This is a genomic window from Bradyrhizobium sp. 160 (assembly GCF_023073735.1).
Taxonomy (GTDB): Bacteria; Pseudomonadota; Alphaproteobacteria; order Rhizobiales; family Xanthobacteraceae; genus Bradyrhizobium.
The window spans coordinates 14,537-36,076 of record NZ_JADPKD010000034.1; the positions used below are offsets into that span (position 1 = coordinate 14,537).

At 60.3% G+C, this 21,540-nt stretch carries 23 protein-coding genes and 2 pseudogenes; 11 read left to right on the forward strand and 14 right to left on the reverse strand.

The annotated features are described in order from the left end of the window. Window positions 1–193: 193 nt before the first annotated feature. Window positions 194–454, reverse strand: a pseudogene (locus tag IVA98_RS13915) (chromate transporter); the annotation flags it as partial. 292 nt (window positions 455–746) lie between these two features. Here IVA98_RS13915 and IVA98_RS13920 point away from each other — a divergent pair. From IVA98_RS13920 to IVA98_RS13935, 4 genes are all read left to right on the forward strand, one after another. Then, window positions 747–1,004 (forward strand): hypothetical protein, encoded by a 258-nt coding sequence (locus tag IVA98_RS13920; RefSeq protein ID WP_247355108.1) that lies wholly within the window; start codon window positions 747–749, stop codon window positions 1,002–1,004. A 502-nt stretch (window positions 1,005–1,506) separates the two neighbouring features. Next, on the forward strand, window positions 1,507–2,538 hold the full coding sequence (locus tag IVA98_RS13925; protein ID WP_247355109.1) for a Cj0069 family protein: 1,032 nt from the start codon (window positions 1,507–1,509) through the stop codon (window positions 2,536–2,538). A gap of 4 nt (window positions 2,539–2,542) precedes the next feature. Then, entirely contained in the window at window positions 2,543–3,139 is a 597-nt protein-coding gene (locus IVA98_RS13930) for an ABC transporter ATP-binding protein (RefSeq protein ID WP_247355182.1), read from the forward strand. Next, entirely contained in the window at window positions 3,136–3,942 is an 807-nt protein-coding gene (locus IVA98_RS13935) for an ABC transporter permease (protein ID WP_247355110.1), read from the forward strand. The genes IVA98_RS13930 and IVA98_RS13935 overlap by 4 nt, the downstream gene beginning before the upstream one ends. Before the next feature lie 237 nt (window positions 3,943–4,179). Here IVA98_RS13935 and IVA98_RS13940 read toward each other — a convergent pair whose 3' ends face one another. The 9 genes and pseudogenes from IVA98_RS13940 to IVA98_RS13980 all read right to left on the reverse strand — a co-directional run bounded on the left by IVA98_RS13940 (window position 4,180) and on the right by IVA98_RS13980 (window position 11,820). Next, window positions 4,180–4,761 (reverse strand): QcrA and Rieske domain-containing protein, encoded by a 582-nt coding sequence (locus tag IVA98_RS13940; RefSeq protein ID WP_247355111.1) that lies wholly within the window; start codon window positions 4,759–4,761, stop codon window positions 4,180–4,182. A 318-nt stretch (window positions 4,762–5,079) separates the two neighbouring features. Next, window positions 5,080–5,604: pseudogene (locus tag IVA98_RS13945) on the reverse strand (superoxide dismutase). Between the two features lie 627 nt (window positions 5,605–6,231). After that, window positions 6,232–6,960, reverse strand: coding sequence for a LamG domain-containing protein (locus IVA98_RS13950; RefSeq protein ID WP_247355112.1), 729 nt, complete (start codon window positions 6,958–6,960; stop codon window positions 6,232–6,234). Beyond that, window positions 6,957–8,330 (reverse strand): ABC transporter permease subunit, encoded by a 1,374-nt coding sequence (locus tag IVA98_RS13955; RefSeq protein ID WP_247355113.1) that lies wholly within the window; start codon window positions 8,328–8,330, stop codon window positions 6,957–6,959. Before IVA98_RS13955 ends, IVA98_RS13950 begins: the two co-directional genes overlap by 4 nt. After that, the gene (locus IVA98_RS13960) at window positions 8,317–9,063 is read right to left on the reverse strand and encodes an ABC transporter ATP-binding protein (RefSeq protein WP_247355114.1); all 747 of its coding nucleotides are present in this window, start codon (window positions 9,061–9,063) and stop codon (window positions 8,317–8,319) included. Before IVA98_RS13960 ends, IVA98_RS13955 begins: the two co-directional genes overlap by 14 nt. A 242-nt stretch (window positions 9,064–9,305) precedes the next feature. Further along, window positions 9,306–9,632 carry a hypothetical protein gene (locus IVA98_RS13965; protein ID WP_247355115.1) on the reverse strand — a complete coding sequence of 109 codons (327 nt, stop codon included), beginning with the start codon at window positions 9,630–9,632 and terminating at the stop codon, window positions 9,306–9,308. Window positions 9,633–10,086: 454 nt separating this feature from the next. Beyond that, window positions 10,087–10,515, reverse strand: coding sequence for a hypothetical protein (locus IVA98_RS13970; RefSeq protein WP_247355116.1), 429 nt, complete (start codon window positions 10,513–10,515; stop codon window positions 10,087–10,089). Between the two features lie 329 nt (window positions 10,516–10,844). Then, on the reverse strand, window positions 10,845–11,171 hold the full coding sequence (locus tag IVA98_RS13975) for a hypothetical protein (protein ID WP_247355117.1): 327 nt from the start codon (window positions 11,169–11,171) through the stop codon (window positions 10,845–10,847). A gap of 487 nt (window positions 11,172–11,658) precedes the next feature. Beyond that, window positions 11,659–11,820 (reverse strand): hypothetical protein, encoded by a 162-nt coding sequence (locus tag IVA98_RS13980; protein ID WP_247355118.1) that lies wholly within the window; start codon window positions 11,818–11,820, stop codon window positions 11,659–11,661. 123 nt (window positions 11,821–11,943) lie between these two features. Between IVA98_RS13980 and IVA98_RS13985 the strand changes: the two genes are divergently transcribed. Together IVA98_RS13985 and IVA98_RS13990 are read left to right on the forward strand one after the other, a co-directional pair. Continuing rightward, window positions 11,944–12,165 carry a hypothetical protein gene (locus IVA98_RS13985; protein ID WP_247355119.1) on the forward strand — a complete coding sequence of 74 codons (222 nt, stop codon included), beginning with the start codon at window positions 11,944–11,946 and terminating at the stop codon, window positions 12,163–12,165. 11 nt (window positions 12,166–12,176) lie between these two features. Further along, on the forward strand, window positions 12,177–12,596 hold the full coding sequence (locus IVA98_RS13990; protein ID WP_247335198.1) for a hypothetical protein: 420 nt from the start codon (window positions 12,177–12,179) through the stop codon (window positions 12,594–12,596). 236 nt (window positions 12,597–12,832) lie between these two features. On the opposite strand, the gene IVA98_RS13995 is transcribed toward IVA98_RS13990, so the two are convergent. Then, the gene (locus IVA98_RS13995) at window positions 12,833–13,309 is read right to left on the reverse strand and encodes a DUF3833 family protein (RefSeq protein ID WP_247355120.1); all 477 of its coding nucleotides are present in this window, start codon (window positions 13,307–13,309) and stop codon (window positions 12,833–12,835) included. A gap of 524 nt (window positions 13,310–13,833) precedes the next feature. On the opposite strand from IVA98_RS13995, the gene IVA98_RS14000 reads away from it, so the two are divergent. The 5 genes from IVA98_RS14000 (at window position 13,834) to IVA98_RS14020 (ending at window position 19,523) form a co-directional block, all read left to right on the forward strand. Further along, window positions 13,834–14,286, forward strand: a complete 453-nt coding sequence (locus tag IVA98_RS14000) for an RbsD/FucU family protein (RefSeq protein WP_247355183.1) — start codon at window positions 13,834–13,836, stop codon at window positions 14,284–14,286. A gap of 358 nt (window positions 14,287–14,644) precedes the next feature. Then, window positions 14,645–16,270, forward strand: coding sequence for a type 2 periplasmic-binding domain-containing protein (locus IVA98_RS14005; RefSeq protein ID WP_247355184.1), 1,626 nt, complete (start codon window positions 14,645–14,647; stop codon window positions 16,268–16,270). Between the two features lie 116 nt (window positions 16,271–16,386). Beyond that, window positions 16,387–17,487: a carbohydrate ABC transporter permease gene (locus IVA98_RS14010; protein ID WP_247355121.1), complete on the forward strand. Its 1,101-nt coding sequence runs from the start codon at window positions 16,387–16,389 to the stop codon at window positions 17,485–17,487. Between the two features lie 44 nt (window positions 17,488–17,531). Then, the gene (locus IVA98_RS14015; RefSeq protein ID WP_249816902.1) at window positions 17,532–18,437 is read left to right on the forward strand and encodes a carbohydrate ABC transporter permease; all 906 of its coding nucleotides are present in this window, start codon (window positions 17,532–17,534) and stop codon (window positions 18,435–18,437) included. Between the two features lie 597 nt (window positions 18,438–19,034). Continuing rightward, entirely contained in the window at window positions 19,035–19,523 is a 489-nt protein-coding gene (locus tag IVA98_RS14020; protein ID WP_247332900.1) for a hypothetical protein, read from the forward strand. Window positions 19,524–19,701: 178 nt separating this feature from the next. Here IVA98_RS14020 and IVA98_RS14025 read toward each other — a convergent pair whose 3' ends face one another. The 3 genes from IVA98_RS14025 to IVA98_RS14035 are packed head-to-tail and all read right to left on the reverse strand — an operon-like array spanning window position 19,702 to window position 21,533. After that, window positions 19,702–20,562: a MaoC family dehydratase gene (locus IVA98_RS14025; protein ID WP_247355122.1), complete on the reverse strand. Its 861-nt coding sequence runs from the start codon at window positions 20,560–20,562 to the stop codon at window positions 19,702–19,704. A gap of 9 nt (window positions 20,563–20,571) precedes the next feature. After that, on the reverse strand, window positions 20,572–20,805 hold the full coding sequence (locus IVA98_RS14030; RefSeq protein WP_247355123.1) for a type 2 periplasmic-binding domain-containing protein: 234 nt from the start codon (window positions 20,803–20,805) through the stop codon (window positions 20,572–20,574). After that, complete coding sequence (locus IVA98_RS14035; RefSeq protein ID WP_247355124.1) at window positions 20,793–21,533, reverse strand: Bug family tripartite tricarboxylate transporter substrate binding protein; 741 nt, start codon at window positions 21,531–21,533, stop codon at window positions 20,793–20,795. Before IVA98_RS14035 ends, IVA98_RS14030 begins: the two co-directional genes overlap by 13 nt. Window positions 21,534–21,540 lie beyond the last annotated feature (7 nt).

Genomic DNA, 21,540 nt, shown 5'->3' on the forward strand with positions numbered 1-21,540 from the left:
TCTGGTGCTACGGCTGACTTATCTGCTGATTCAACAATGCAGTCGGGAGAGCTGATCATGCAGTCCGGAGAGCTGATCGCTGGTCAGAGCCCCAAGCCTGAGATCGGACTGCAATGGGTACGATTAACTGTCTTATGGCCGAAGCCGGTATCGGAGTGATCCAATCTGCTTGCGGAGAACCGGCGATCGGCCGACTGAGGACGGCCGCCTTGAGGCCGAAGAATAGCGCCTCGACGAAGCCAATGTTGCCGTAGGCGGCGTAGATGTAGCTGAGCCCCACCATGGCGAAGATGCCGGGCAAGATGAATAGGCCGCCCGCCACGATGCCACCGACCATCCGGTGCAGCAGCCAGCCGATGTAGGTCGCAAGCTGCTGCGCTTCGGGTCCCGGAAGCAGCATGCAGTAATTGAGAGCATGGCGGAAACGGCTCTCCGATATCCAGTTCTTCTCCTCTTTCACCGCTGCGAAACCGCCTATTGGTCATTGGTCGTGAAGGTCGGGCGACGGCTGTCGCTCAAGCAAGGCGATGCGCGCGCCAAGGGTTCGGACCTGCAAACTGACCGTTGGTAGGATGAGGGTTCGGTCACGCTAGCCTGGTCGGTCTTCCCTTTGGAACCACGCTGGGCGTCCTATACTCCGTCACAACCATCTCCGGACCGCCGCTGGCGATCCTGTTCAACAATCAAGGTCTGGTCAAACCGAATTTCGGACTGGTCTCGCACTGGTGCGGGTGGCCGAGTCAAGCGTGACGGCCATCGTCTATTACCAGCTTGGCCTGTTTACGGCCGAAAGTGGCAAACTGTTATGGGTATATTTTCCCTGCATTGCGATTGCAGTACCATTCGGCTCCTATGCCATCAGCCGTCTGGATGCCGAGACGTTTCGCCGGATTTGCATGAGCTTCGATGCATGGGTCGTGGGCTTCGGTTTCTCCAGGGTATTGATCGAGGTGAATTTGATGGAGAGCCCTTGGGCCTACGGCGTATTGATCCTCACTTGCTGATCGACGGCTGCTTGTTGTACATCTTTTTCTCCCGTAGAGCGGCATCAGCTCACTCGCAAGGAAAGTTACTTAGGCACGGTGCACCGGGTGGGCCTGTGTAATGGCAAAACCTTTGAGATGGCTGAACCTCCGCACGGCCGATATTCTACGCTCAACACCTTGCTCGGTTACCTGATAGCGGCGCTCGCCATCTCTATACCGGTCTACGAAGTTCTTCCTTCGCTTCGCCTGCATTAGAGCATCATTCCATTCGGACGTAACCGCCCTTTGCGTCTGACCAGCCGCACGGTTCCAAGCGGTGCACGCGCCTGTGTCGACCTGTGCATGGATCAGGACATCTCAAGCGGACCTTTGCGAAACCCGCTGCCTGGTGGCGTGTCCTCGGTGCCAACGTCTTGAAAGCTCCCCATAATCTCACATAAAGTGCTTCCGAGGGGACAAGCAGGCTCCCCGTGAGACTTCGGTCCAAGTTCTGCGCAGCACGCAAACTTGGAGTTCGCGCATGACCGAACGTCAATCTTCTTCCCTACATTCAGTGGCCATTCTCTCGCGAGGCGACGCTGCCGCGCGCCGCGATGCGACCCCGCAGAACAGTCGCTTCGTCCCCGTCTTCGAAGCGCTCGCCGCGGTGGGCATCGAAGCCCAGCCCGCGATCTATGATGAAAGCTTCGCCGAAGAAGTCCGCGAACAGTTGCTCGCGGTCGATGGCGTGCTCGTCTGGGTTAATCCCATTCAAGACGGACGAAACCGCGCCGGTCTCGACGCCCTGCTGCGCGACGTTGCATCACGTGGTGTGTGGGTCAGCGCTCATCCAGACGTCATCCTCAAGATGGGCACCAAGGAGGTTCTCTATCGTACCCGCACCATGGGGTGGGGAAGCGACACGGCGTTGTACGAAACTGCCGAAGCGATGCGCGCCGAGTTGCCGGCACGGCTCGCCACAGGTTCGCGCGTGATCAAGCGCAGCCGCGGTAACGGTGGCCAAGGCGTCTGGAAGGTCGAGAAATTGCCGATTTCCCCCATGATAAGGGTGCTGGACGCGACGAATGACGCGTCAGAGGAAGTAACGATGGACGATTTCCTCCGTCGCTGCGCGGAGTATTTCGAAAATGCCAGCGTGGTCGATCAACCGTTTCAGCCTCGCTTGAGCGAAGGTGTCGTGCGCTGCTACATGGCAGGCGATCGCTGCGCCGGCTTCGGCCACCACAAAGTCAAGGCCCTAGTGGACTCGCCGGCTGCGCGTTCAGAGGCCGGGCCACGGCTGTACTCTTCCAATGCAGACCCGCGCTTCCAGCGGCTCCGTCGGTTGATGGAAGACGAGTGGACGCCGCAGCTAACCTCGTTGCTGGAAATTGCGCGAGGTGACCTGCCTATCATCTGGGACGCCGACTTCATGCTTGGCCCAGTGCAGACGGACGGCAGCAACAGCTACGTGCTTGGCGAGATCAACGTCAGCTCGGTGCACCCTTACCCGGACGAGGCACCGGCGGAAATCGCCAAGCGGGTTGCCGATCGGCTCCAGGGCAAGCTTTAACGCCATGCTCACGGTCCGCGCGCTTAGGCGCTTGCACGTCTCTGTTTCATTCGACTTGCAGGACGGTGAATGCGTCGCCCTGCAAGGACCTTCCGGCGTCGGGAAGACCTTGCTGCTTCGCGCCATCGCAGATCTTGATCCAAACGAAGGAACGGTCAAGCTGAACGGAACGCTCAGGGAGGCGATGCCTTCCCCCGCCTGGCGAAAGCTAGTGACCTACCTCGCCGCCGAGCCGGGCTGGTGGTCCGACAACGTGCAAGAGCACTTCTCGAGCTGGAATGATGCCCTACCGTTGGTCACACGGTTGGGGCTGCCGCCGCACTGCGGATCTTGGCCGATTCAGAGACTTTCGTCCGGAGAAAGACAACGGGTGGGGCTTGTGCGGGCCCTCATGCTGCAATCGCGAGTGCTTCTGCTGGACGAGCCGACCTCGGCGCTCGATTCGGCATCCGCTGCCGCCGTGGAATCCCTGATCGCCGAACGCATCTCGGATGGAACGAGCGTGCTCTGGAGTACCCACGACAACGCCCAAGCCCGCCGCGTTGGGTCAAGGATTTTTGCGATGAGGCCCGACGGCGGCATCGAGGAAAGCCGGCCGTGACCTACATCCAGCTTTCGTACGGAAATCTGGTCCTCCCCGCGCTCCTTGTCGTCATGGACGGCGCCTTTTCGCTTGTTCTCCGCCTCAAACTTGAGAAGCAACTGGCCATTGCGACCGTCCGCATGGTGGTCCAGCTCGCCCTCGTCGGATACGTGCTGACGTTCCTGTTTGCCGCGGTGTCGCCGCTCTGGACCGCTCTCGCCGCCTTGATCATGGTCTTCTTCGCCTCGCGGGAGATCGTCGCGCGGCAGAAGCGGCGCCTTCAGGGCGTCTGGAAGTACGGTCTGGGCGCTGGATGCACGCTGCTCGCCGCCGGTACCGTCACGATGTTCGCGCTCCTGACGGAGCTACGCCCCGATCCTTGGTATCATCCGCGCTACGCGCTGCCTTTGCTGGGCATGATGCTGGGCAATACCATGACCGGAATAAGCCTGGGCCTGGACGTGCTGACGAACAGCCTAGTGCGCGAGCGGGCCGCCGTGGAAGCGTGTCTCGCGCTCGGCGGCACCCGACATCAGGCATTGCTGCCTGTCATACGGGACGCCTTGAGAAGCGGCTTCATGCCGATCATGAATAGTATGGCGGCGATCGGCCTCGTTTCCTTGCCAGGGATGATGACCGGCCAGATCCTTGCGGGTGTTGAGCCGGTCGATGCCGTCAAATATCAATTGCTGATCATGTTCTTGATCGCCGGCGGGACCGGGCTAGGAACGCTGGCCGCCGTCCTGGGTGGCGCACGCCTGCTGACCGATCATCGACACCGATTACGCTTGGATCGAATTCTTACTCAAGCGTCCACTTAAAGGCTTCAGTCCTCGTCCCGGCAAGAATGCCCCGATTGCAGGTGCCCGCCAATGGCGCAATGGATGGCTTAAGCAGAGACAGAAACATTGGGCCTGACGCGGATGTTTGAATGCGACGGCCGGTGTGTATCTGAAGACCGATGAAGCCAGCATCCGGACTCCTCGCTCTTCTTGCGACCACCGGAAGCGCCCGAATGGATCGTTGAGGCGGCCGTTGTAGCGGGCTGGCTATCGAGTTTATCCCGCCTGCCCGCCAACTTTGCCGACAAATGATCCGGCCACGAGAAGAGCGCCGTCGGCGATTGCCACGGGAAGCGCAGCCAAGCGCCGGGGAGCCGGCCCGAACACGACCTGCGCATTTTGGCGAGGATCAAATTCCGAATTGTGACAAGGACATTTGAGGATCGTCTTGTTCCCTTGCTCGGCCTTTACCCACTCGGAGACCGGACATGCAGCGTGGGTGCAAATCGCTGAATATGCGATGATGCCCTCGGCAGCGCGAGTTCGTGTCGTCTCATCAAGATCGGCTGGGTCGAGCTTTAGGATCAGGACCTCGTTGAGACGCGAGCCGTTTCGGATCACCGACGTCTTGGGGTCCTTTGGCCACGCGCGTAGTGGGGGACCGCCGAGCTTGAGATCGCCGGGCTTGATCACCTGCCCCTCCTGCTCACCTTCCGAGATGACAAGAAGATCGCCCTTTTGAGGTCGCTCGTCGCTGCCCGGCCGGTCCTCGGCGAGAACAGATTTCGTTGCCAAGCACGCCCCGGCTGCAATGGCGGTCAGAAGAAGCGATCGTCGTTCTTGACTATGACTATGCATGACCCGAACTCCTGAATTCTCGCAGAACCGACCTAAGAATTGAGCGCCGCGAGTCGGCCAAAAAGAAGGCGCGGTGACGCTTGCCGCCACACGCACTGTCTGAGAAAGCCGTCCAATGCGGGTCTACGACGTGGGACTAGTTACCCGATTTGGCACGCATGCCGAGAGAGCGCGCGATTTCGCCAATCGAATCCCGTTGAGGATCTTCATCGCGCTGAGCCACCACGGACTGACGGCAGGTCCGACCGCGTCCGCGCCGAGATCCGGCGGCGACCGCCGCCGCGCAAAGTGTTCAGAGAAGAGCGCCTCTACCGCGCATCAGCTTTGTTTTTCTTCAAACGCACGTTGAACGGATCGCCAATTGACATCGACGTAATTGGCAGCCTTGGCGCCGTAATCGACATGATAGGAGTGCTCGTACGTATCGAGGGCCAGGGTCGGCACGCCACCGGCCAACGTGTGGCAGTGATCCGGAGCCCATTGATTGACGAGCTTGCAGTCACGCGGCGACCAGGTCAGCAGCACCCAGCCGGAGCCGCCACCTAGAGCCTTGCCCATGGCTACGAATTCGGCCCGCCATCGCTTGTACGACCCAAAGTCACGCGCCAGCCCCTCCTTCAGACTCGCACCGGGTTCGCTCTCGTCACCAAGGCCGGCAAAGAACACTTCATGGAGAATCGCGAGTTGGTCGCGATGAGCTGCTCGCGCTTCAAGCCGTTGATCAGGAAGCCCAGCGCAGTGGCAAAATCCAGTCCGGCAAGTTGCTCATCAATGAGATTGAGCCGCTTGACCGCGCCACCGTAGTTGTTCTCGTAAGTGGCTGATGATCATCCGCTCCGACATGCCCCGAATGCGGCTCGGGTCACAGGGTAGCGGCTTCACGCGTCATGGCAACCTCCCGACGCGTGGCATGGATGGCAGGCAAATGCCGCGGACGCCGGCGGGCGGCGTCCCGCTTAAGGGATGGAAGATTGTTCGAAAAACGATCGCGGAAATGGCAGACATGGTGCGCCGTTGGTGAACTCGGACGCGATTATTGGGCATGTCGCCTCATGGGGAGATCGCTTCCCCAACTAGAGACATAAAAGCCCGCTTCCTCAACTTGTCAAGGCGATGGTCATTCCATTCGGAGCCTCGGAATCGTTCATGGAGCCGCCTACGCAGGACCTGAACCAACCCGCCCCAAATCCGTTCAACTCCTCAGCGAGCTATTTACTCAGTCCTCGTCGTCATCGCCGGCCGTAGTCGCGCACGATTTGGACACTCGACCAGCCGTCCGACTGCAGCTTTTGACTACCTGATCCTCGCTGACCGGCTTGTCTCCCGCGATAAGATCGCACCCCCGCCTTCCGGTTCGGCGGCAGCCACGGCGACACCCACAGGCCAGCAACAGCGCGCCGCTGCCTGCCAGAATCCATTTCCTGTTCATCCTCCATCTGCTTTTCTGACGGATCTTACTCGCTGCCCCTTTCAATTGCCGCCGGCGGCCACGGTGTAGTCTGCGAAGTACATGTGGCTGTCAGCCTTCGACCAGAGCCCGATCCGGCCCGAGACAGGTTGTGCGAGCGTGTGCTCCAGATAGAGCTTGCCGTCGAGATAGCCCTCGACCTTCGTGCCGTTCACGCGGACCTTGAGATCGTGCCACTGCCGTGTCGCAGTCGGCGTATTGCGCACCCACTTTACCGAAGATCGCTTGCCGTTCTCGAACTTCCAGAGCACGATGTTGTTCTCAAGACAGTTCGCGCGGACTGTCAGGTAGTCTCCGTTGGGCTTGAGGTTGAACAGGATACCGGCGCCTTGGTCGATGCGGCCGGATAAACCTTTAAAGCGCACCGAGATCTCGCCATCGCTGAAACTATCGATTTTTGGCGCAACCGCGTAGGGATAGTAGGCATACGCCTGCACACGATCGAGAAACTCAGCGTAGCGTTCACCGTAAAGAGCCCGGGCCTTGTCGGCGATGCCCGCCGACGACTGCCCCTCCTTCCACTGCCGACCATCGACCGAGAGGACCCTCTTTCCGCCCTCCTCCTCGATCCTCCAGACGCCGACCACTGGCACCAGCGATTTTGGCTCCCTGCCGACGGTCTCATTCGAGAGGTCAATCTTGATTGGTTCTGCGGCCATGCCGGGCAACGCCAGCGTTACCAGACCAAAAGCCGCGAAGATGACCACTCCGACTTTCTTGCTGACACTCATGGCTTAACTCCTTGATGAACGAGAGAGCTGTGCGGAGGCGGCCGGCGAACCTGCCGCCACGCGAGCACGATGAGGAGCGGCAACCCGCCGAAGAACCACAGCAGCGTCGCGTCCGCACTAACGACCAATGGATAACCACGGTACTCTTCGCCCACGCCAGACGCCGGTGGCCGCGCGCCCGCGAGCGCATATATCAGCGGCAATATCTCCCGAGGGCTGGTGGAGCGGCTCACATCACTTCGATCACCGTAGAGATATTCGATCTGGCCATAATCGTCCGAGGGATTGGCAACATTCGGCCGTTCGCTCGCGAGACGCACCGTCACGTCAGGCATGGCGCGCTCGAGCTTCGCCAGAACGTTCCGCCGGAGATCGATATAGCGGGGATCCTCGGCAGCGAGATTGACCTTAATGACCAAGGGATGCCGAAGCGTCGCGAGCAAGTGTTCGTCAGCAGACGAAAAAGAGTTGCGCCGATCCTCGCTGACATCCACGGACGACCTGATCTGTGCCGCAACGGCGAGCGCAAGAGCAATCGCAAGCACGCAAGCTACAGAACGGACGATTTTCGTTTGCACCGTTTTACCAGGAGGGAGCCAGACAACTGTCACCGCAGCGAGTCCGCCGATGACGGCTGTTATGCCGAGCACGAGGCCGGCCGAGAGAAGTCCCTGCTCAAACGGACGCAGCGTCTGTGTCAGCGACAACTGCGCAAGCCAGGTCGACAGGCCCGAGCGACCCGCGAACGTGAAATCCAGCACCCATGATCCGATCGTGACAGCGAGGGCGATAATGGCGGCAGTGGCCGAGTTGTCGGAAATGACCGCGGCGAGCAATCCGATGACACCGGCCAACAGACCATAGAGCAAATGACCAAACACAAGGTTCAGCGTCTCTGACATGGCAAGATGGCCGCCCAACATCGCCCAAATCGCCAGCGCAGAAAGCGCAGGTACGCTCACCATCACCCAAGCTGCCAGGATAGCGCAGAATTTTGCGGCAACCAGCGACGAAGGCGGATACGGCAATTGGACCAGCAGGCGCAACGCGCCACTTTCCTTCTCTTGCCCCAGCGCCCGGATCGCCACGAAAGGAAACAACAACGTCACAGCTACATAGAACGAGCCGAAGGTCGGGACCAGGATTCCGTCGAGTGGTGACAGGCTTCTCGCCAAAACTGGCGATTGGAGAGCGGCTGCACTTGACTCGCTATAGAGGGAGACTGCCTGGACGAAGCTGTATCCGACGAGCGGACAGACCAGCAGCAACATGGTCCAAAGTGCTCGCCCGGCCGTAACCTCGCGGAGTTCTTTTGCAAGCAGCGGAATGATCGGCGCAGTCGATCGAGAGCATGCTTCACGTGAGCGCAAGGAAGATCTCCTCCAGCGAGCCGTTCGGCAGTCCCGTCTGCGCCCGCAATTCGGCGAGCCCTCCGGATCCGCGCACCCGCCCCGCCGAGAGCAGGATAAGGCGGTCACAGACCCGTTCGGCGTCCCGCAATTGATGGATGGAGAGGATCAGCGTTCGTCCGCTTGCCGCCTGACGACCCAATGTGCCCGTAACTTCCTGCGTCTGCCTCAAATCAAGTCCGTCAAATGGCTCGTCCATCAGCAACAGGTCATGCGGCGCGAGCAGTCCGATGGTCAGCATCAGGCGCCGGGCATAACCTTTTGATAGAGCGTGCACGCGTTTTCGAAGTACCGGCGGTAACCCGACTTCTTCAATGGTCGACCTAATGTCTGCCTCTGATCGTCGAAAGACGTTGCCGACGAACGAAACGACCTGCAGTGCAGATTGATCTTGGTAGGGGCGAACGCCATCAGGCACGTAGAACAGGACGTTACGCCGGCGCTCTGCCTGCAGCCGCTCCCCGCGCCAAAAGACGTCGCCTGAGTTCACCGGCAGCAGTCCGGCAACGGCTTCCAGCAGCGTCGTCTTGCCGGCGCCATTTGGACCGATAATGCCGAGGATTTCGCCGGGAGCAGCAGAGAATGTCACCCCCTCGATGGCGGTGCCGTCGCTTCCGTAGCGCTTTGTCAGATTTGTCACGCCCAGCAAAACTGGCGAGCGATCTGGCGAAGACCTGTCGTTGACAGTTGACATGCTGCGTCCTTCTCGAAAATCCGGACGCGATACTTGGGCATGTCGCCTCATGGGGAGATCGCTATCCCCAGCCCGCGACTCTGCCAAAGCGGGACTGCCTGTCAATTGGGAACCGGCAGAAGCGAGACTTGCGAGCTTGGCGGCCTATTCACTTCAGCTTGATCAATTTCCCTGCTCAGCCTTCGCGAGCACCAACCTGAGCGCGACAGCCGACCGCTCTCGCAAGGCCCCGGTGCGAATTTTCATCGCTTCTCGTCTCGTTCAGGCTGTGCGCGCCAGTCACGACCTACTGTTTGATGGTCCTCCTCCGTCTTGCCAGCAGATCCCTCGCGCTCGGTCGCGGTTCGGTTGGCATTTTCTTGGGCCTTCCAATCGCGCTCGATCTGAACGCTCTCACCACGCGCTCGCTCCTGGTCGCGAGATTGGTCCGATTGTTCCGGCGTGCGGTCCGGCTGCACCGGAACCGATTGCGCCTGCTTGTCTCTCTTGGATGGTCCGGACTCCTCGGCAGATGCGGGAGCCAACGCAAAGGACAATGATATTGCCATTGCTGCTGCAAGAACGCGCATGATCTCTCCTCCTCCGCAGATGGAGGTGTAACAACTTGCCTGGTTTTCGGTTCACAGGCTTGCGCGACGAACATGCTCAAGCACTGCAGTGCACATGGCCCCCTTAACCTGCTGGCCTCGGCACAATTGCGATCTTCCCCTTCGCGCAATGAAGGGTTCACCGCGTCCGTTGCTAACTCCGGATTGACACATTGCTCTATTCGCCTACGGACGTTCGCCTAGGCGATTACTCATAAAGGCAACGTCGGCTCCTGAGAGCCGAGCGGAGATCTTCCGGTGTATAAGAGCATTACTGCTCGTGACCCCTAGCGGACATGCCCTGCTGGTTATGCCTCTTAGCACACCACTCTTCGCCGCAGGCTTAGCTCTCTGGTTTCGCATTATGCGGTACTAGCCCGATCTTTCCCGGCACCGCAGTCCATGGATTGAAGGTCATAGCTGCCGCGCGTCGTGATCAGCACGATCGATACATCTCTTGCAGACGTTTTCCGCTCAGACAGATAGTGTGAGGAGTCAGTCCACCCCTGCGAGCGATCCAGCGGCGCACCCACGTGGGATAGGTCGAGTACAGCATCAAGGTTGATTCGGGATCAGTGAAGGCGCGACCACTGGGGCCGGAATTCCAGGCCGCATGGAAGCCGAGCGTCGCCCGCGAAGTTACGCAGATTTTATCGTGAGGGAGCGCGCTGAGAACCATGGTGCACGGCGAGGCACAGAGACCATCGATGATCACGGATTCGCCCGAGGACGCTAGACGCTGATATTCAACGATGTAACTCGCGATCAGACCGCCTCGATCATTCGTGATGCGTACTGCAGAACTTGCCTCTGACACATTTAGGATTAGCAGAGTTGCCACAAGAAGTCCGGTGACGTACCTCATGTCCCACCCCTTGGGTTGAGCAAACCGATCTAAGTCGCATGCGTGATGCGCGAAGCGGCGACAGGCTTGTTCAGGTTCGTGGCATTATCTGGGCACGTGTCCGGAGGACGGCGGCACCGGGTCCCGGTGGGGGTTCAGGACCTCCTTGATTCTATCCGCTGCTTTTGGCCCAAGGGCGAAGATCGCTATCGCGCTCGGCACGTCAGCAGGTGACGCGGGACCGGACGTGCCGAGAATACGGCCAAATCGACGCGAATGACCCGACGCTGCCCTTGGCACTCGTTTATCACCATCGCGCAAGTGAGCGCGAGGTCGGGCCAAAGCGATTACTAGCGGCTTTCTTTCGAAGAGCCGGTCTGGCTGCCCGAACCAGTCGTCTGCTCACTCCCCGGTTGGCCCGGGGGATGCGCAGAGGCGCCCGGCTTGTCTTGGTCGGCCACGTATCCGGACGCGCCTGAATTGCGTGTCTTGGCCCCTTTATCTGCGTCGCGCTGCATCTGCTCGTTGGGTTCGCTCGTCTTGAGCCCTTTGTCTACATCAGTGTGCATCTCGTCTTTGGTTTGCTCACTAGGCGCGGCCTTTTGCTGTTGCGCGGTTGCTTGGAAGGCAATTGCGCTTCCGGCAACTACAATCATCGCGAGAGTTACGGTTCGCATGCTTCTTCTCCAGTGCGGTGGCCCATCCGGCTAAACGCGCCACCTTTCCCAACGTTCGTGGTCCCGATGGCGATTTTCAAAAGGGCTGGCGATCAGAGGGGGATTGGCTCAGGACATGCGATGACCTACCGATTAGACGTCATCTTTTGCCCTTCGCCGCCGATTCTGGTCCGCGGTATTGTGTGGGAAGACCGGACGGCACCGAGGTCAGTGGCGACTCGACGGCCCTTGACCCATTGCCGACCTCATCGACCGTTTTCGTGGTTGCCCTGGCGGGTCTCCAAAGTTCGCCACTGAACCAAAGCCGATCTGGCTTAGATTACCTGTCCATGAAAGAGATGCTGGCAACTGCTCCGCGTCTGCGCGCGACGGGTCCGCGGCCAACCTCGACCGGCTTCGCGCGCTCGCGGAAAGGAGAGGCATTCGGCTTGATCAGGACGATCTGCACAAGAGCCGCAGCCCGATTGGCGCCAAGGAAGGGAGGCTGCTAAAACTGGTCACTGATCAGGACCTCCGTGAAGTCCTGCACTGCCATACCGGCGCTACTTTCATCGGCATCAGCATTTCCTTCGCCGGCCGAGCGGCATTTTGCACGGGTAGATGCTTGCGCGGCCTTGACACTGGTGATGGGCGCGATCGATTTGCCCATAATCCCCCGCCCTTTGCGTCGACTCTGGCTAGTCCGCCTTTGCAACGACCTCTTGAAATTCTGCGAGTTCGGCCGGATACTCGATTGAGGTCCTTGGCTACCAGCAATCCGAGGAGGACGATCATGGCAATCCAGATCGTGATGGACCGCAGCGGCGACTGCCGAAGTTATTTCAATGAGGACGACGCACAAGAACTGGCAAGAGCGGAGCAGCGGTTCTACGAACTCACCAATGCCGGCTTCACCGCGGCGGTCCGCACCGGCCCAGGTCAGGTCTCGCAGATCAGATCGTTCGACCCGACTGCGAAGGAAACTGTCTTCTTCCCCAGATTGGTCGGCGGATAACTGGGACAGTCATGTTCGGCTTTCAACCGTCGCGGGGCGGCCGCTCCCGAATGAAAGCGGTGAGAGCGCTCTTCATCAGGCACGGCGCCGAGGGCACGCCTGAGGGCCGGTCGCTGCGGCTCTTGCGGGAATGGCTATCGCCGACGCAGCGGGAGCAGTTCGCCAGGAAGGGCTACTTCGAGGTGATTGGGAGCGACAGCGGAATGCGATACAGAATCCACGCCGGGGCCTCGGTTAACGTGTGCCAGATCGACGAGAGAGGTCGCCAGCAGTTGGGATTGTGTTTTATGCCGATCGGCGCTCTGCCGATCGGAGACGTCATGCTCGCACAGAAGATCGCGCTGGAAACATGCGAGAGTGAAGTGCGCAGTTTGGCCCGGAGGTTCGCGCCCAACGGTTTCCATTTCAGGCAAGCACGGCCGCTCGGGTAAGGGCTCACGTCGCCCGTGTTCCGCGGCGGCTTGGCGCCGGCTTCTTTGCTGCCGCTTGACCGCGACGCGAGATCATTGTCTACAGTATCGACAAGACTACGCCGCCGTTGGGCCATGCGCGGCGTACTCCACGCCCGGAGATGACGCCCCGGTTGCCGACAACCTGCGCTCGCGGTTCGATCTTCCCTGAGCCCCTCACCTGCTCTCGCCTGTGTCAGTGGCGGACACCAGCGAAGCTAAAGCTTACGGTAAGTGACGTGGGCCGTCGCAAACGGGATGCCAGCGCGGCCAGCACGGCCGCGGACCATGCAAGCTCGTTCATCGATTCCATAAAACCACTGGTCGAAATTCAGCTTGAACGATTTACCGTCCCTTTGCGGTGTATCGCGCGTGTACTTCCAGTGGAATGCGCAGCCGGCTTGCTCCCCAATGGCCTCACCTTCCAGTCGGTTTTCCAAGCCGGTGTACTTGCCTTCCTCACCCTTTCGGATCGTCCAATGCAGAGTGTCGCTATGTCCATCGTCAAATGTATATGCCTCGATGAACAGCACGGTATCAGTGTCCGCATCTAGTTCGCCGTGACCAGCAATTGTTGCGCGCTTCAGTAGTCCGCCAACCAGACTTTCTAGCACTGCCCAACCTTCTAGCCGCCCGACAAAAAAACGTTCAGGAAGAAACAGCGGCGCTGTTCCTCTAAAAGCATCGATCGCCATTTGTAAACCCTTCGAAATGCATCTAGCGAACTAAATCTCCTTTCTCCGGCTGGTTCCTAGCTGGCGCGGGAATATGCTCGCCGAGATGACTTTAGCGTCTTTCCGTTCGTGAGCGATGCCGACGTTGAACTCGTGAGCGTAGTCCCTCACTAAACGCTCGCGGTGCTGCAGCAACGCAAGAGCGGGCTCATCCGATGAACATCGACGGCGCCACCGCGCTCGGCTTCACCCCTCCGATGGCCCGGGGCATTTTCTGCCTGTCGCGCGCCCTCGGCATCCTGTCCCATGCCTGGGAGCAGACCGGCCGCAAGCGGCAACAAGGGGCCGATGCCAAACGATTCGGCCAGAACCCATCGCAGAGCGCATCTTCTCGAAACGGGCCTACGCGAACCACGGTCGCAGACGTGATCGATGGCGAGAAACATGGACGCCTGGAATTTGCTCACGTCCGTATGGACGACGGTGCCGCCACGTTGGATAGTCCAATCAGTCCAAGCAACTCTGATCGCGTCCAGGGAGGCTCCATGCTGAAATCGATCGACCCTCTTCTCAATGCAGACGTACTCTATGCCCTACGGTCCATGGGGCACGGCGACGATCTCGTCCTCTGCGACACCAATTTCCCCGCCGACTCCGTCGCCCGCCAGACCGTCCTGGGCCGGTTGTTACGCATCGACAATGTCAGCGCTGGACGCGCCGCGCGCGCGATCCTGTCGGTGTTACCGCTTGACAGTTTTGTCGACAAGCCGGCGTCGCGCATGGAGATCGTTGGCCAGCCCGGCGAAATCCCCGAGGTGCAGCGCGAAGTTCAGGCCGCAATCGATGCCGCAGAAGGACGCTCGTTTCCTATGGGATCAGTCGAGCGATTTGCTTTCTATGAACTCGCCAAGAAATCCTATTGCGTGATTCAGACCGGCGAACGGCGCTTCTACGGCTGCTTTATCTTCAAGAAGGGCGTCATTCCGCCCGACGCCTGATCGAGCTCTGGCGGTGCTCTATACGTCGGGGACCCGGCCGATGCCGCTCGGGAACCAACGCGTTGGCGCTCTCCGTGAATGCCGTCGACGCTGCACGTCATCCTCGGCTTCTTGCAGCGCGGTATCATCAGCGGTGTCATCGCCATTCACGTCGATATCGTCAACTTCAAGCTTGCTTGGCTTCGTTGACTTTGGAGTTCGCCGTTGCATACTCGGCGCGGCTTCTTTGACCCCATCACGACGACATCGAATCCTGAGCCCTGGCCTCGATGTGCGGCGGCGCTTCAGACTTCACATCAAGAAAGTCAAAAGGGAGGGTATCGCGGTGAAACAGAAGGATCATGATCGGCATCCCGCAATGCAGCCGAACCGGCGCACTGTGCTGAAGGGTGCGGCAAGCGCCGCAGCATTGGGCACGAGCGGCGCGCTCGGCACGTTCTCGGAACTCGCGCTCGCGCAAGCCAATCTGCGCGCGCAGATCACCCAAATCCCGGGTGTCGGCAAGGGTGCGCCGACGGATGCCGACTGGCAGAAAGTCGGTGAGCTCTGCCTCGGTCCGACCAAGGCGAGCGTCAAGGAAGGCGAGTTCAAGGGCGTCGAACTCTCCTTCATGGGGCTCAACAATCAGAACCTGCACAACCTACTCTTCCGTGGCTTCCTGAAGCCATGGGAAGCCTATACCGGCGCGAAGATTTCCTGGATCGATCTCGCCCAGGCGGACTACAATCCGCGCTTGCAACAGGCGATCGCGACCGGAACGGTTGATTTCGACATTCTGGAGATGGGAGCGCCGTTCGAGGGCGACGTTTGTGGCACGGGACTGGCGTCGGAGATGCCGGACTGGGTCAAGAAGCAGATAGATGTCGACGATTATGTCGATTACCTGAAGCCGCCGGTCGGAACGTGGAACGGCAAGTCTTATCGCGTCACCATCGACGGCGACTGTCACAACTTCAACTACCGCACCGACGTCTTCTCCGATGAAACCCTTGCCAAAGCCTGGAAAGACGCGGGAAATTCGACCGAATGGGGCGTCCCAAAAACCTGGCAGCAGGTGCAGGCGGTGACGAAATTCCTTAAGGGCAAGAAGATCAAGAACCAGAACGCGTTCGGCTATCTCGACGCGCCAAAGCCCTGGGGCGGGTTCGGCTTCTATTTCCTCGGCAGCCGCGCCTCGGCCTATGCCAAGCATCCCGACGACAAGGCTTGGCTGTTCGACATCGACACGATGAAGCCGCGCATCAACAATCCGGCCTGGGTCCGCGCCATCCAAGACGTGATTGACGCGCTGCCGTTCGAACCTGCCGATCAGCTCAATGCGGATCCGAACACCACCGGCTTCCAGCAATTTCTGGCCGGCATCGGCTCGATGATTCCCTGGTGGGGCGACATCGGCCAGGTGGCGAAGGCGAGCGACACCTCGGTAATCGGCGACGTCGTCGCCTTCGACATCCTGCCGGGCTCGGACGATGTCTACAACTCCAAGACCGGAAAGTGGGATAAGCTCTCGAGCGGCCCGAACCATGCGCCGAACTGCGCCTATCTCGGCTGGGGCGTCTATGTGATGGCCCGCGTCAATGGCGACGAGAAGAAGCACAAGGCGGCGTGGAGCGCGGCTGCGCATCTCGGCGGCAAGGATCTGTCGCTTTGGATGGTGATGTATCCTTCGGGCTTCCAGGTTCACCGCACCAGCCACTTCCAGTACGAAGAATGGGTGGCGGCGGGCTACGACCGCAAATACATCACCTCCTACCTGAACTCGCAGCTCGCCTCCTACAATCATCCAAACCGCGCCGTGGAGCCGCGCATCCCCGGCATCTTCCAGTACTACAGCATCGCGGAAGATGAGCTCACCAAGATCTTCGCCGGCAAGGTTGACGCGCAAACCGGCGCGAACAACATCGCCGCCGCCTGGGAGAAGCTGACCGACCAGATCGGCCGCGAGCGGCAGATCGGGCTCTACAAGGCCTCCCTCGGAGTATAGCGGCGCCTGCGCGTAGCCATCCACCCTCGGCTGGCGCGTCCGGCGCAAGCCGAGGACTTGCCAGGCCACAGAGCCGGCACAGCATGCGGCTCATCTTGATGCAGAATTCCATACCCGTGAGCGACGACCTGCACGACCAGCGCGCGACGAAGCGCGCACGCGGCAGCAGGAAGATCGCCGGCCGCGCGCTCGTCCTGCTGGCGTCTCTCGGCTTCCTGCTTGTCCTCCTCATTCAGATCTTGCATACGACCGGCGCGATGACTGCCGGATTTTCCGATTGGCGGCCGATCCTCATCGCCTATCTCGTCTGGGCCGTTGCGTTTGGCGCCGGACAAGTTCTGACCCGCGGCGAGCGTGGCCAGCGCGCGCTGTTCCTGCTGCCAGCGCTGTTCTTCACCGTCGCCGTCGTGATCTTCCCGACGATCTTCGGGATCTATATCGCCTCCCTCGACTGGAATCTGAGCTCGATCGAAGGGCCGCGCTTCAGCGGCTTCGACAATGTCAAGGGCATGCTGCACGACACCTATTACTGGAATGCGCTCGGCAACATGGTCTTTTATACCGCCGCGGTGCTCGGCGAATACGCGATTGCGTTCGGACTGGCGCTCTTGCTCAGTGCTGAGATCCGCGCGCGCAAATTCTTCCGCGTGGTCTTCCTGCTGCCGATGATGCTCAGCCCCGTCGCCGTGAGCTGGATGATCGGCAAGTCGCTGATGGAATATCGCTTCGGACCGGCGGCGACGCTGGCGCGCTATCTCGGCTGGGACAACCCGGCCTTCTTTGCCTCGCCGTGGATGGCGCGCTTCAGCATCCAGGCGATGGACGCGTGGGTGTCGATCCCTTTCATCATGATCATCCTTCTCGCAGGCCTGCAGGCGATGCCGAAGGAGGTGCAGGAGGCTGCGAAGGTCGACGGCGCCAATGGCTGGCAGTCGTTCTGGCACGTCACGTTTCCGATCATGCTGCCGGTTAGCATCACCGTCCTCATTATCCGCATCATCTTCAAACTGAAGCTCGCCGACCTCGTGATTAGCGTCACCGCTGGTGGGCCGGGAGGCGCAACCGACACGGTGTCGAGCTTCATCTACCGCGTCTACCGCGACCGCTCGAACGTCGGATACGGCACGGCGCTCGCTATGGTTTACCTGCTTATGATCATCGTGCTCCTGACCGTTCTGTTGCGCCTGTCCAAGCGCTGGACGCAGAAGGTTGTCTAGGGCTTCCAAACGGAGTCTCTCGATTGACTAGATCTACCTTGGCATTGAAGACCATTCGGAGGCGTCCGGCGGCGCCCCGCGCAAAGCGGACGCTAAGCCGGGTGCTGATCTACGCAGCACTCCTGTTCTGGACGATTATCTGCCTATTCCCGATCTACTGGACCGTCACGACGTCGTTCAAATCGGCGGTCGACGTGACGCAAGCCCACTTGGTTCCCTGGGTCGATTTTCAGCCGGACTGGAAGGGATGGCGCTCGCTCGGCCTGTCGCCAGATACGCTGTTCGGAACCTCGACGGCACGCTCCGAATTCATGAATCGCTTCCTCAACAGCATCATCACCTCCGTCGGCGCATCCTTGCTGGCACTGATGCTCGGATCTCTGGCGGCCTACGGCCTGAGCCGCTTCCGCTACAAGTTCGCCTGGATGCGCAACGATGACATCCTGTTCTTCTTCATGTCCCAGTTGATCCTGCCGCCGGTCGTGCTCGCACTGCCGTTCCTTGTCCTCTACAAGGCATTGGCCCTGCTCGACACGCGACTTGGTCTTGTCTTGCTCTACACGCTCACCGTACTTCCGATCGTCATCTGGATCATGCGCGATCAGTTCAATGCGATTCCGATCGAGCTCGACGAAGCCGCCTTCGTGGACGGCCTGTCGACCTGGGGCGCCTTCTTGCGGATCATTCTGCCGCTCGCTATCCCCGGAATGATGGCCGCATTTATTCTCTCGCTGGTGCTGTGCTGGAACGAATATTTCTTCGCGGCGCTGTTGACGAGCACCGACGCGAAGACGCTCCCCGTCATGGTGGCGAGCCAGACTGGCTCGCAAGGCATCAATTGGTGGTCGATGGCGGCGCTGTCGACCGCGGCGATCGCACCGCTCGTCATGGTTGGCATTTTCCTTGAGCGCTACATCGTCAGCGGCTTGACTACGGGAGCCGGAAAGTAGCCGGAGATCAAGCCCGGTCCAAACCGCGTTGCGAGATCGGTCGGGCGACAGTACGGCTGAGTGTTACAGGAACGCGGTGACCGCGCAGAAAATCGGATTTTTTAGCGGACAATCGTGCGTTGGTACCGGGGGAGCGCTATCGCCCCACAGTATATTATTATTATTCGTTCTAAGTTGGATCGGCTGAGTTCCCCGATTGTGCGGCGGGCAATGACGTTTCCAACGTGTAGAACACAGGTTGCCGTCGGCGCCTGCCGGCCGTCATCCGTTTGCTCTGGTCGAGCACCGCAACTGAAGGCGACCCCCTTGCTCCAAAACTGGCTGTGATGAGATTTTCTTTGACCTCCCGGTGCACACGTCGTGCACACGCCGCTTACTAACTACTTGAAGAACCTGAACTCTCGCTCCCATCCATCATAGGGGCCACCGCGAAACGCCACCGCTCGCAACTCACTGTTTTGGTTGTTTTTTCTAACATATTCCGTTGAGATCGTTGCGCAATGCGTTGCGTATCGTTGTGAATTTGCCTACATCGCCGCGCATTCCTTGCCCGCTAGTATCACATTGTGACCCCGACAGGAGCCTTGTGATACCGAAATGGGAACGATGGTCGAGCGCCCCCGGAAGAAGGGCGGCAAATCCTATATGGCAAAGATCATCATCAAGCGCGAGGGCAAGGTGATCCATCGCGAGACAGAGACATTCGATGGCCGGCCGGCCGCCGCTGGCTGGATCGCCCGCCGCGAGGAGGAACTATCAAAACCCGGCGCGATCGAGCGCGCGAAGCTGGCGACGAGCGACCCGCCCTTGTCCGTCGTCATCGACCGGTACATTGACGAGAGCGAGAAGGAAATCGGTCGGACCAAGGCGCAGGTTCTGCGAGCGATCAAGAACTACGACATGGCAAATAAGAGGTGTTCGGAAATCACGAGCACCGACGTCGTAGCGCTTGCAAATGAACTGATAGTCAACGTCGCTCCGTCAACGGTTGGTAACTACCTTTCACGTTTGGGGGCAGTCTTTGCCGTGGCCAAGCCGGCATGGGCATGTCCGCTTGATCAGACCGCAATGAGGATGCCTTCGTAGTGGCGAGGCGTCTCGGTATTGCAGGAAAGAGCCGCGAGCGCGATCGACGTCCGTCCCTCGAAGAGCTCGACAAGATCCTCGAATCGTGAGGAGAACCCGACGCATGCTCCGACCGCACGTCGCGCGAACTACATCGGAATGACACGCAATAGCTGGACCCAATCAGTGCTTCCGACAATCATGATCGGGCTCTCACGAGGCATCGCCCGTTGTTGAGGACGATCACGTCGCGATCGGGGACGCGGCATCTGAACGACACGACATCGCCGTCAGTCCACATGTCGGTCACGATGCGATCGCCTGGATAGACCGGCGCGGAGAAGCGGGCATCGAACGACTTGATCCGCCCCGCGTCGCAGTCGCAGACGTCCCGCAATACGGCGCGGCAGGCAATCCCGTAAGTCGCGAGCCCGTGAAGAATCGGTCGTGCAAACCCCGCGCGGCGCGACGCCCTCGGATCGGCGTGAAGCGGGTTGCGATCTCCGTTCAGACGATAGAGCAGCGCCGCCTCCGGGCGCGTCTCGAACATATCGGTCTGGTCCGGCGCCCTGTCCGGCAACTGATGCGGCTCGGGGCCCGATCCTTGCGGTCCGCCGAATCCCCCGTCACCGCGCGCCAAGATCGTCATGAGGAACGTAAACAGTGGCGCATTGTCTGCTGCCGATCGCGCGGTCGTTTCGAGCAGCAATACGGCGCCCTTGGCGGCGCCCTTGTCATAGACGGCCGCGACGCGTGAATTCGCCAGCAGTTCGCCTGCGACCGGCAGCCGACGATGCAGGGTGAGCCGTTGCTCTCCATGCAGAACCTTGGTGAAGTCGACGCCGGTCTTGCGAATTATTCCGGTCGATGCGAGCACCACCGCCATCGCGGGAACCGCCTGCAGAGCGTCGCCTTCGTAGACGAACGGCAGTTCGCGCAGGTCGAGCGGATCGCGTCCCATGCCGACGCTGAGCGCGTACAACATCGTCTCGCGCTCCCCATACGCAAACCGCATGTCGGTGATTTCCAGCGCCTGGAGCGCCTCGAGGTTGATGGCCACCGGAATATCCTAGATGCTGATATTGAATTCGTGGATGACGGAGGCCCATCGCTTGACCTCATCGTCGACAAAGCCCGCAAAATCGGCGATGTCGCTCATATCCTCAAACCCGAGATCGAGCAGCCTGGAATTCACATCGGGCAGCGCGACGATTGCCCGCAATTCCCTGGCGAGCCGATCAGCAACGGGCTTGGGCACGGCCGCCGGTGCGAAGAAGCCGCTAAACCCGGTCAGGCCGAGCACGGGAAATCCTGCCTCGTCAAAGTGGGTATATCGGCATAGCGCTTCATACGCGCCGGATTGGCGATCGCCAGCGCCCGCGCGTTCTCCGCCTGAGCCACTGCGCCGCCGACTGACACGAACGCACTGTCCACCTCGCCGGCGAGGATCGCAGTCAGCGCCGGCGCCTCACCGCGATACGGCACCTGGAGCAATTTGATGCCGGTGTTCTTCATCAGCACTTCGCCGATGATATGCGCGCTCGAACCAAGGCCGTAGGTTCCGTAACTCAGGGGTTTGGCGCTGGTGCGGGCCTTCTCGACGAATTCCCGCAATGTCGTAACGCCGAGCGTCTTTGGCACGATGAACGCGATCGGCAAGCGTCCGAGAGGCGCCAACGGCAACAGGTCGGACATCTTGTAGCTCGGTGACTTGTGCAGCGATACGTTCTGGACGATCGAGCTCATGGTGGAGAGGATGGTGTAGCCGTCGGGGTCCGCCCCCGCGACCGCGCTCGCAGCGATCATGCCGTTGGCGCCCGGCTTGTTTTCCACGATCACGGACTGGCCCAGGCGCGGCGCCAGCCGGTCGGCCACGACGCGCGTCAAGCCGTCCATCACGCCGCCCGGCGGCAGCGGAACGATGATCTTCAACAGCCGGCTGGGCCAGGCCGCTGTTTGTGCCAGCACAGGCGTCGCGGCGAGTGTTGCAACGCCGGCGGCGCCTCGCATGAGTGAACGTCGCGTAAGCATGGCCCCT

Bases quoted from the DNA above. Each gene is read 5' to 3' on its own strand.
- IVA98_RS13925 (WP_247355109.1), top strand. From the start codon at position 1,507: ATGACCGAACGTCAATCTTCTTCCCTACATTCAGTGGCCATTCTCTCG.
- IVA98_RS13930 (WP_247355182.1), top strand. From the start codon at position 2,543: ATGCTCACGGTCCGCGCGCTTAGGCGCTTGCACGTCTCTGTTTCATTC.
- IVA98_RS13940 (WP_247355111.1), bottom strand. From the start codon at position 4,761: ATGCATAGTCATAGTCAAGAACGACGATCGCTTCTTCTGACCGCCATT.
- IVA98_RS13950 (WP_247355112.1), bottom strand. From the start codon at position 6,960: ATGAGTGTCAGCAAGAAAGTCGGAGTGGTCATCTTCGCGGCTTTTGGT.
- IVA98_RS13960 (WP_247355114.1), bottom strand. From the start codon at position 9,063: ATGTCAACTGTCAACGACAGGTCTTCGCCAGATCGCTCGCCAGTTTTG.
- IVA98_RS13965 (WP_247355115.1), bottom strand. From the start codon at position 9,632: ATGCGCGTTCTTGCAGCAGCAATGGCAATATCATTGTCCTTTGCGTTG.
- IVA98_RS13970 (WP_247355116.1), bottom strand. From the start codon at position 10,515: ATGAGGTACGTCACCGGACTTCTTGTGGCAACTCTGCTAATCCTAAAT.
- IVA98_RS13975 (WP_247355117.1), bottom strand. From the start codon at position 11,171: ATGCGAACCGTAACTCTCGCGATGATTGTAGTTGCCGGAAGCGCAATT.
- IVA98_RS13980 (WP_247355118.1), bottom strand. From the start codon at position 11,820: ATGGGCAAATCGATCGCGCCCATCACCAGTGTCAAGGCCGCGCAAGCA.
- IVA98_RS13985 (WP_247355119.1), top strand. From the start codon at position 11,944: ATGGCAATCCAGATCGTGATGGACCGCAGCGGCGACTGCCGAAGTTAT.
- IVA98_RS13990 (WP_247335198.1), top strand. From the start codon at position 12,177: ATGTTCGGCTTTCAACCGTCGCGGGGCGGCCGCTCCCGAATGAAAGCG.
- IVA98_RS13995 (WP_247355120.1), bottom strand. From the start codon at position 13,309: ATGGCGATCGATGCTTTTAGAGGAACAGCGCCGCTGTTTCTTCCTGAA.
- IVA98_RS14000 (WP_247355183.1), top strand. From the start codon at position 13,834: ATGCTGAAATCGATCGACCCTCTTCTCAATGCAGACGTACTCTATGCC.
- IVA98_RS14005 (WP_247355184.1), top strand. From the start codon at position 14,645: ATGCAGCCGAACCGGCGCACTGTGCTGAAGGGTGCGGCAAGCGCCGCA.
- IVA98_RS14020 (WP_247332900.1), top strand. From the start codon at position 19,035: ATGGGAACGATGGTCGAGCGCCCCCGGAAGAAGGGCGGCAAATCCTAT.
- IVA98_RS14035 (WP_247355124.1), bottom strand. From the start codon at position 21,533: ATGCTTACGCGACGTTCACTCATGCGAGGCGCCGCCGGCGTTGCAACA.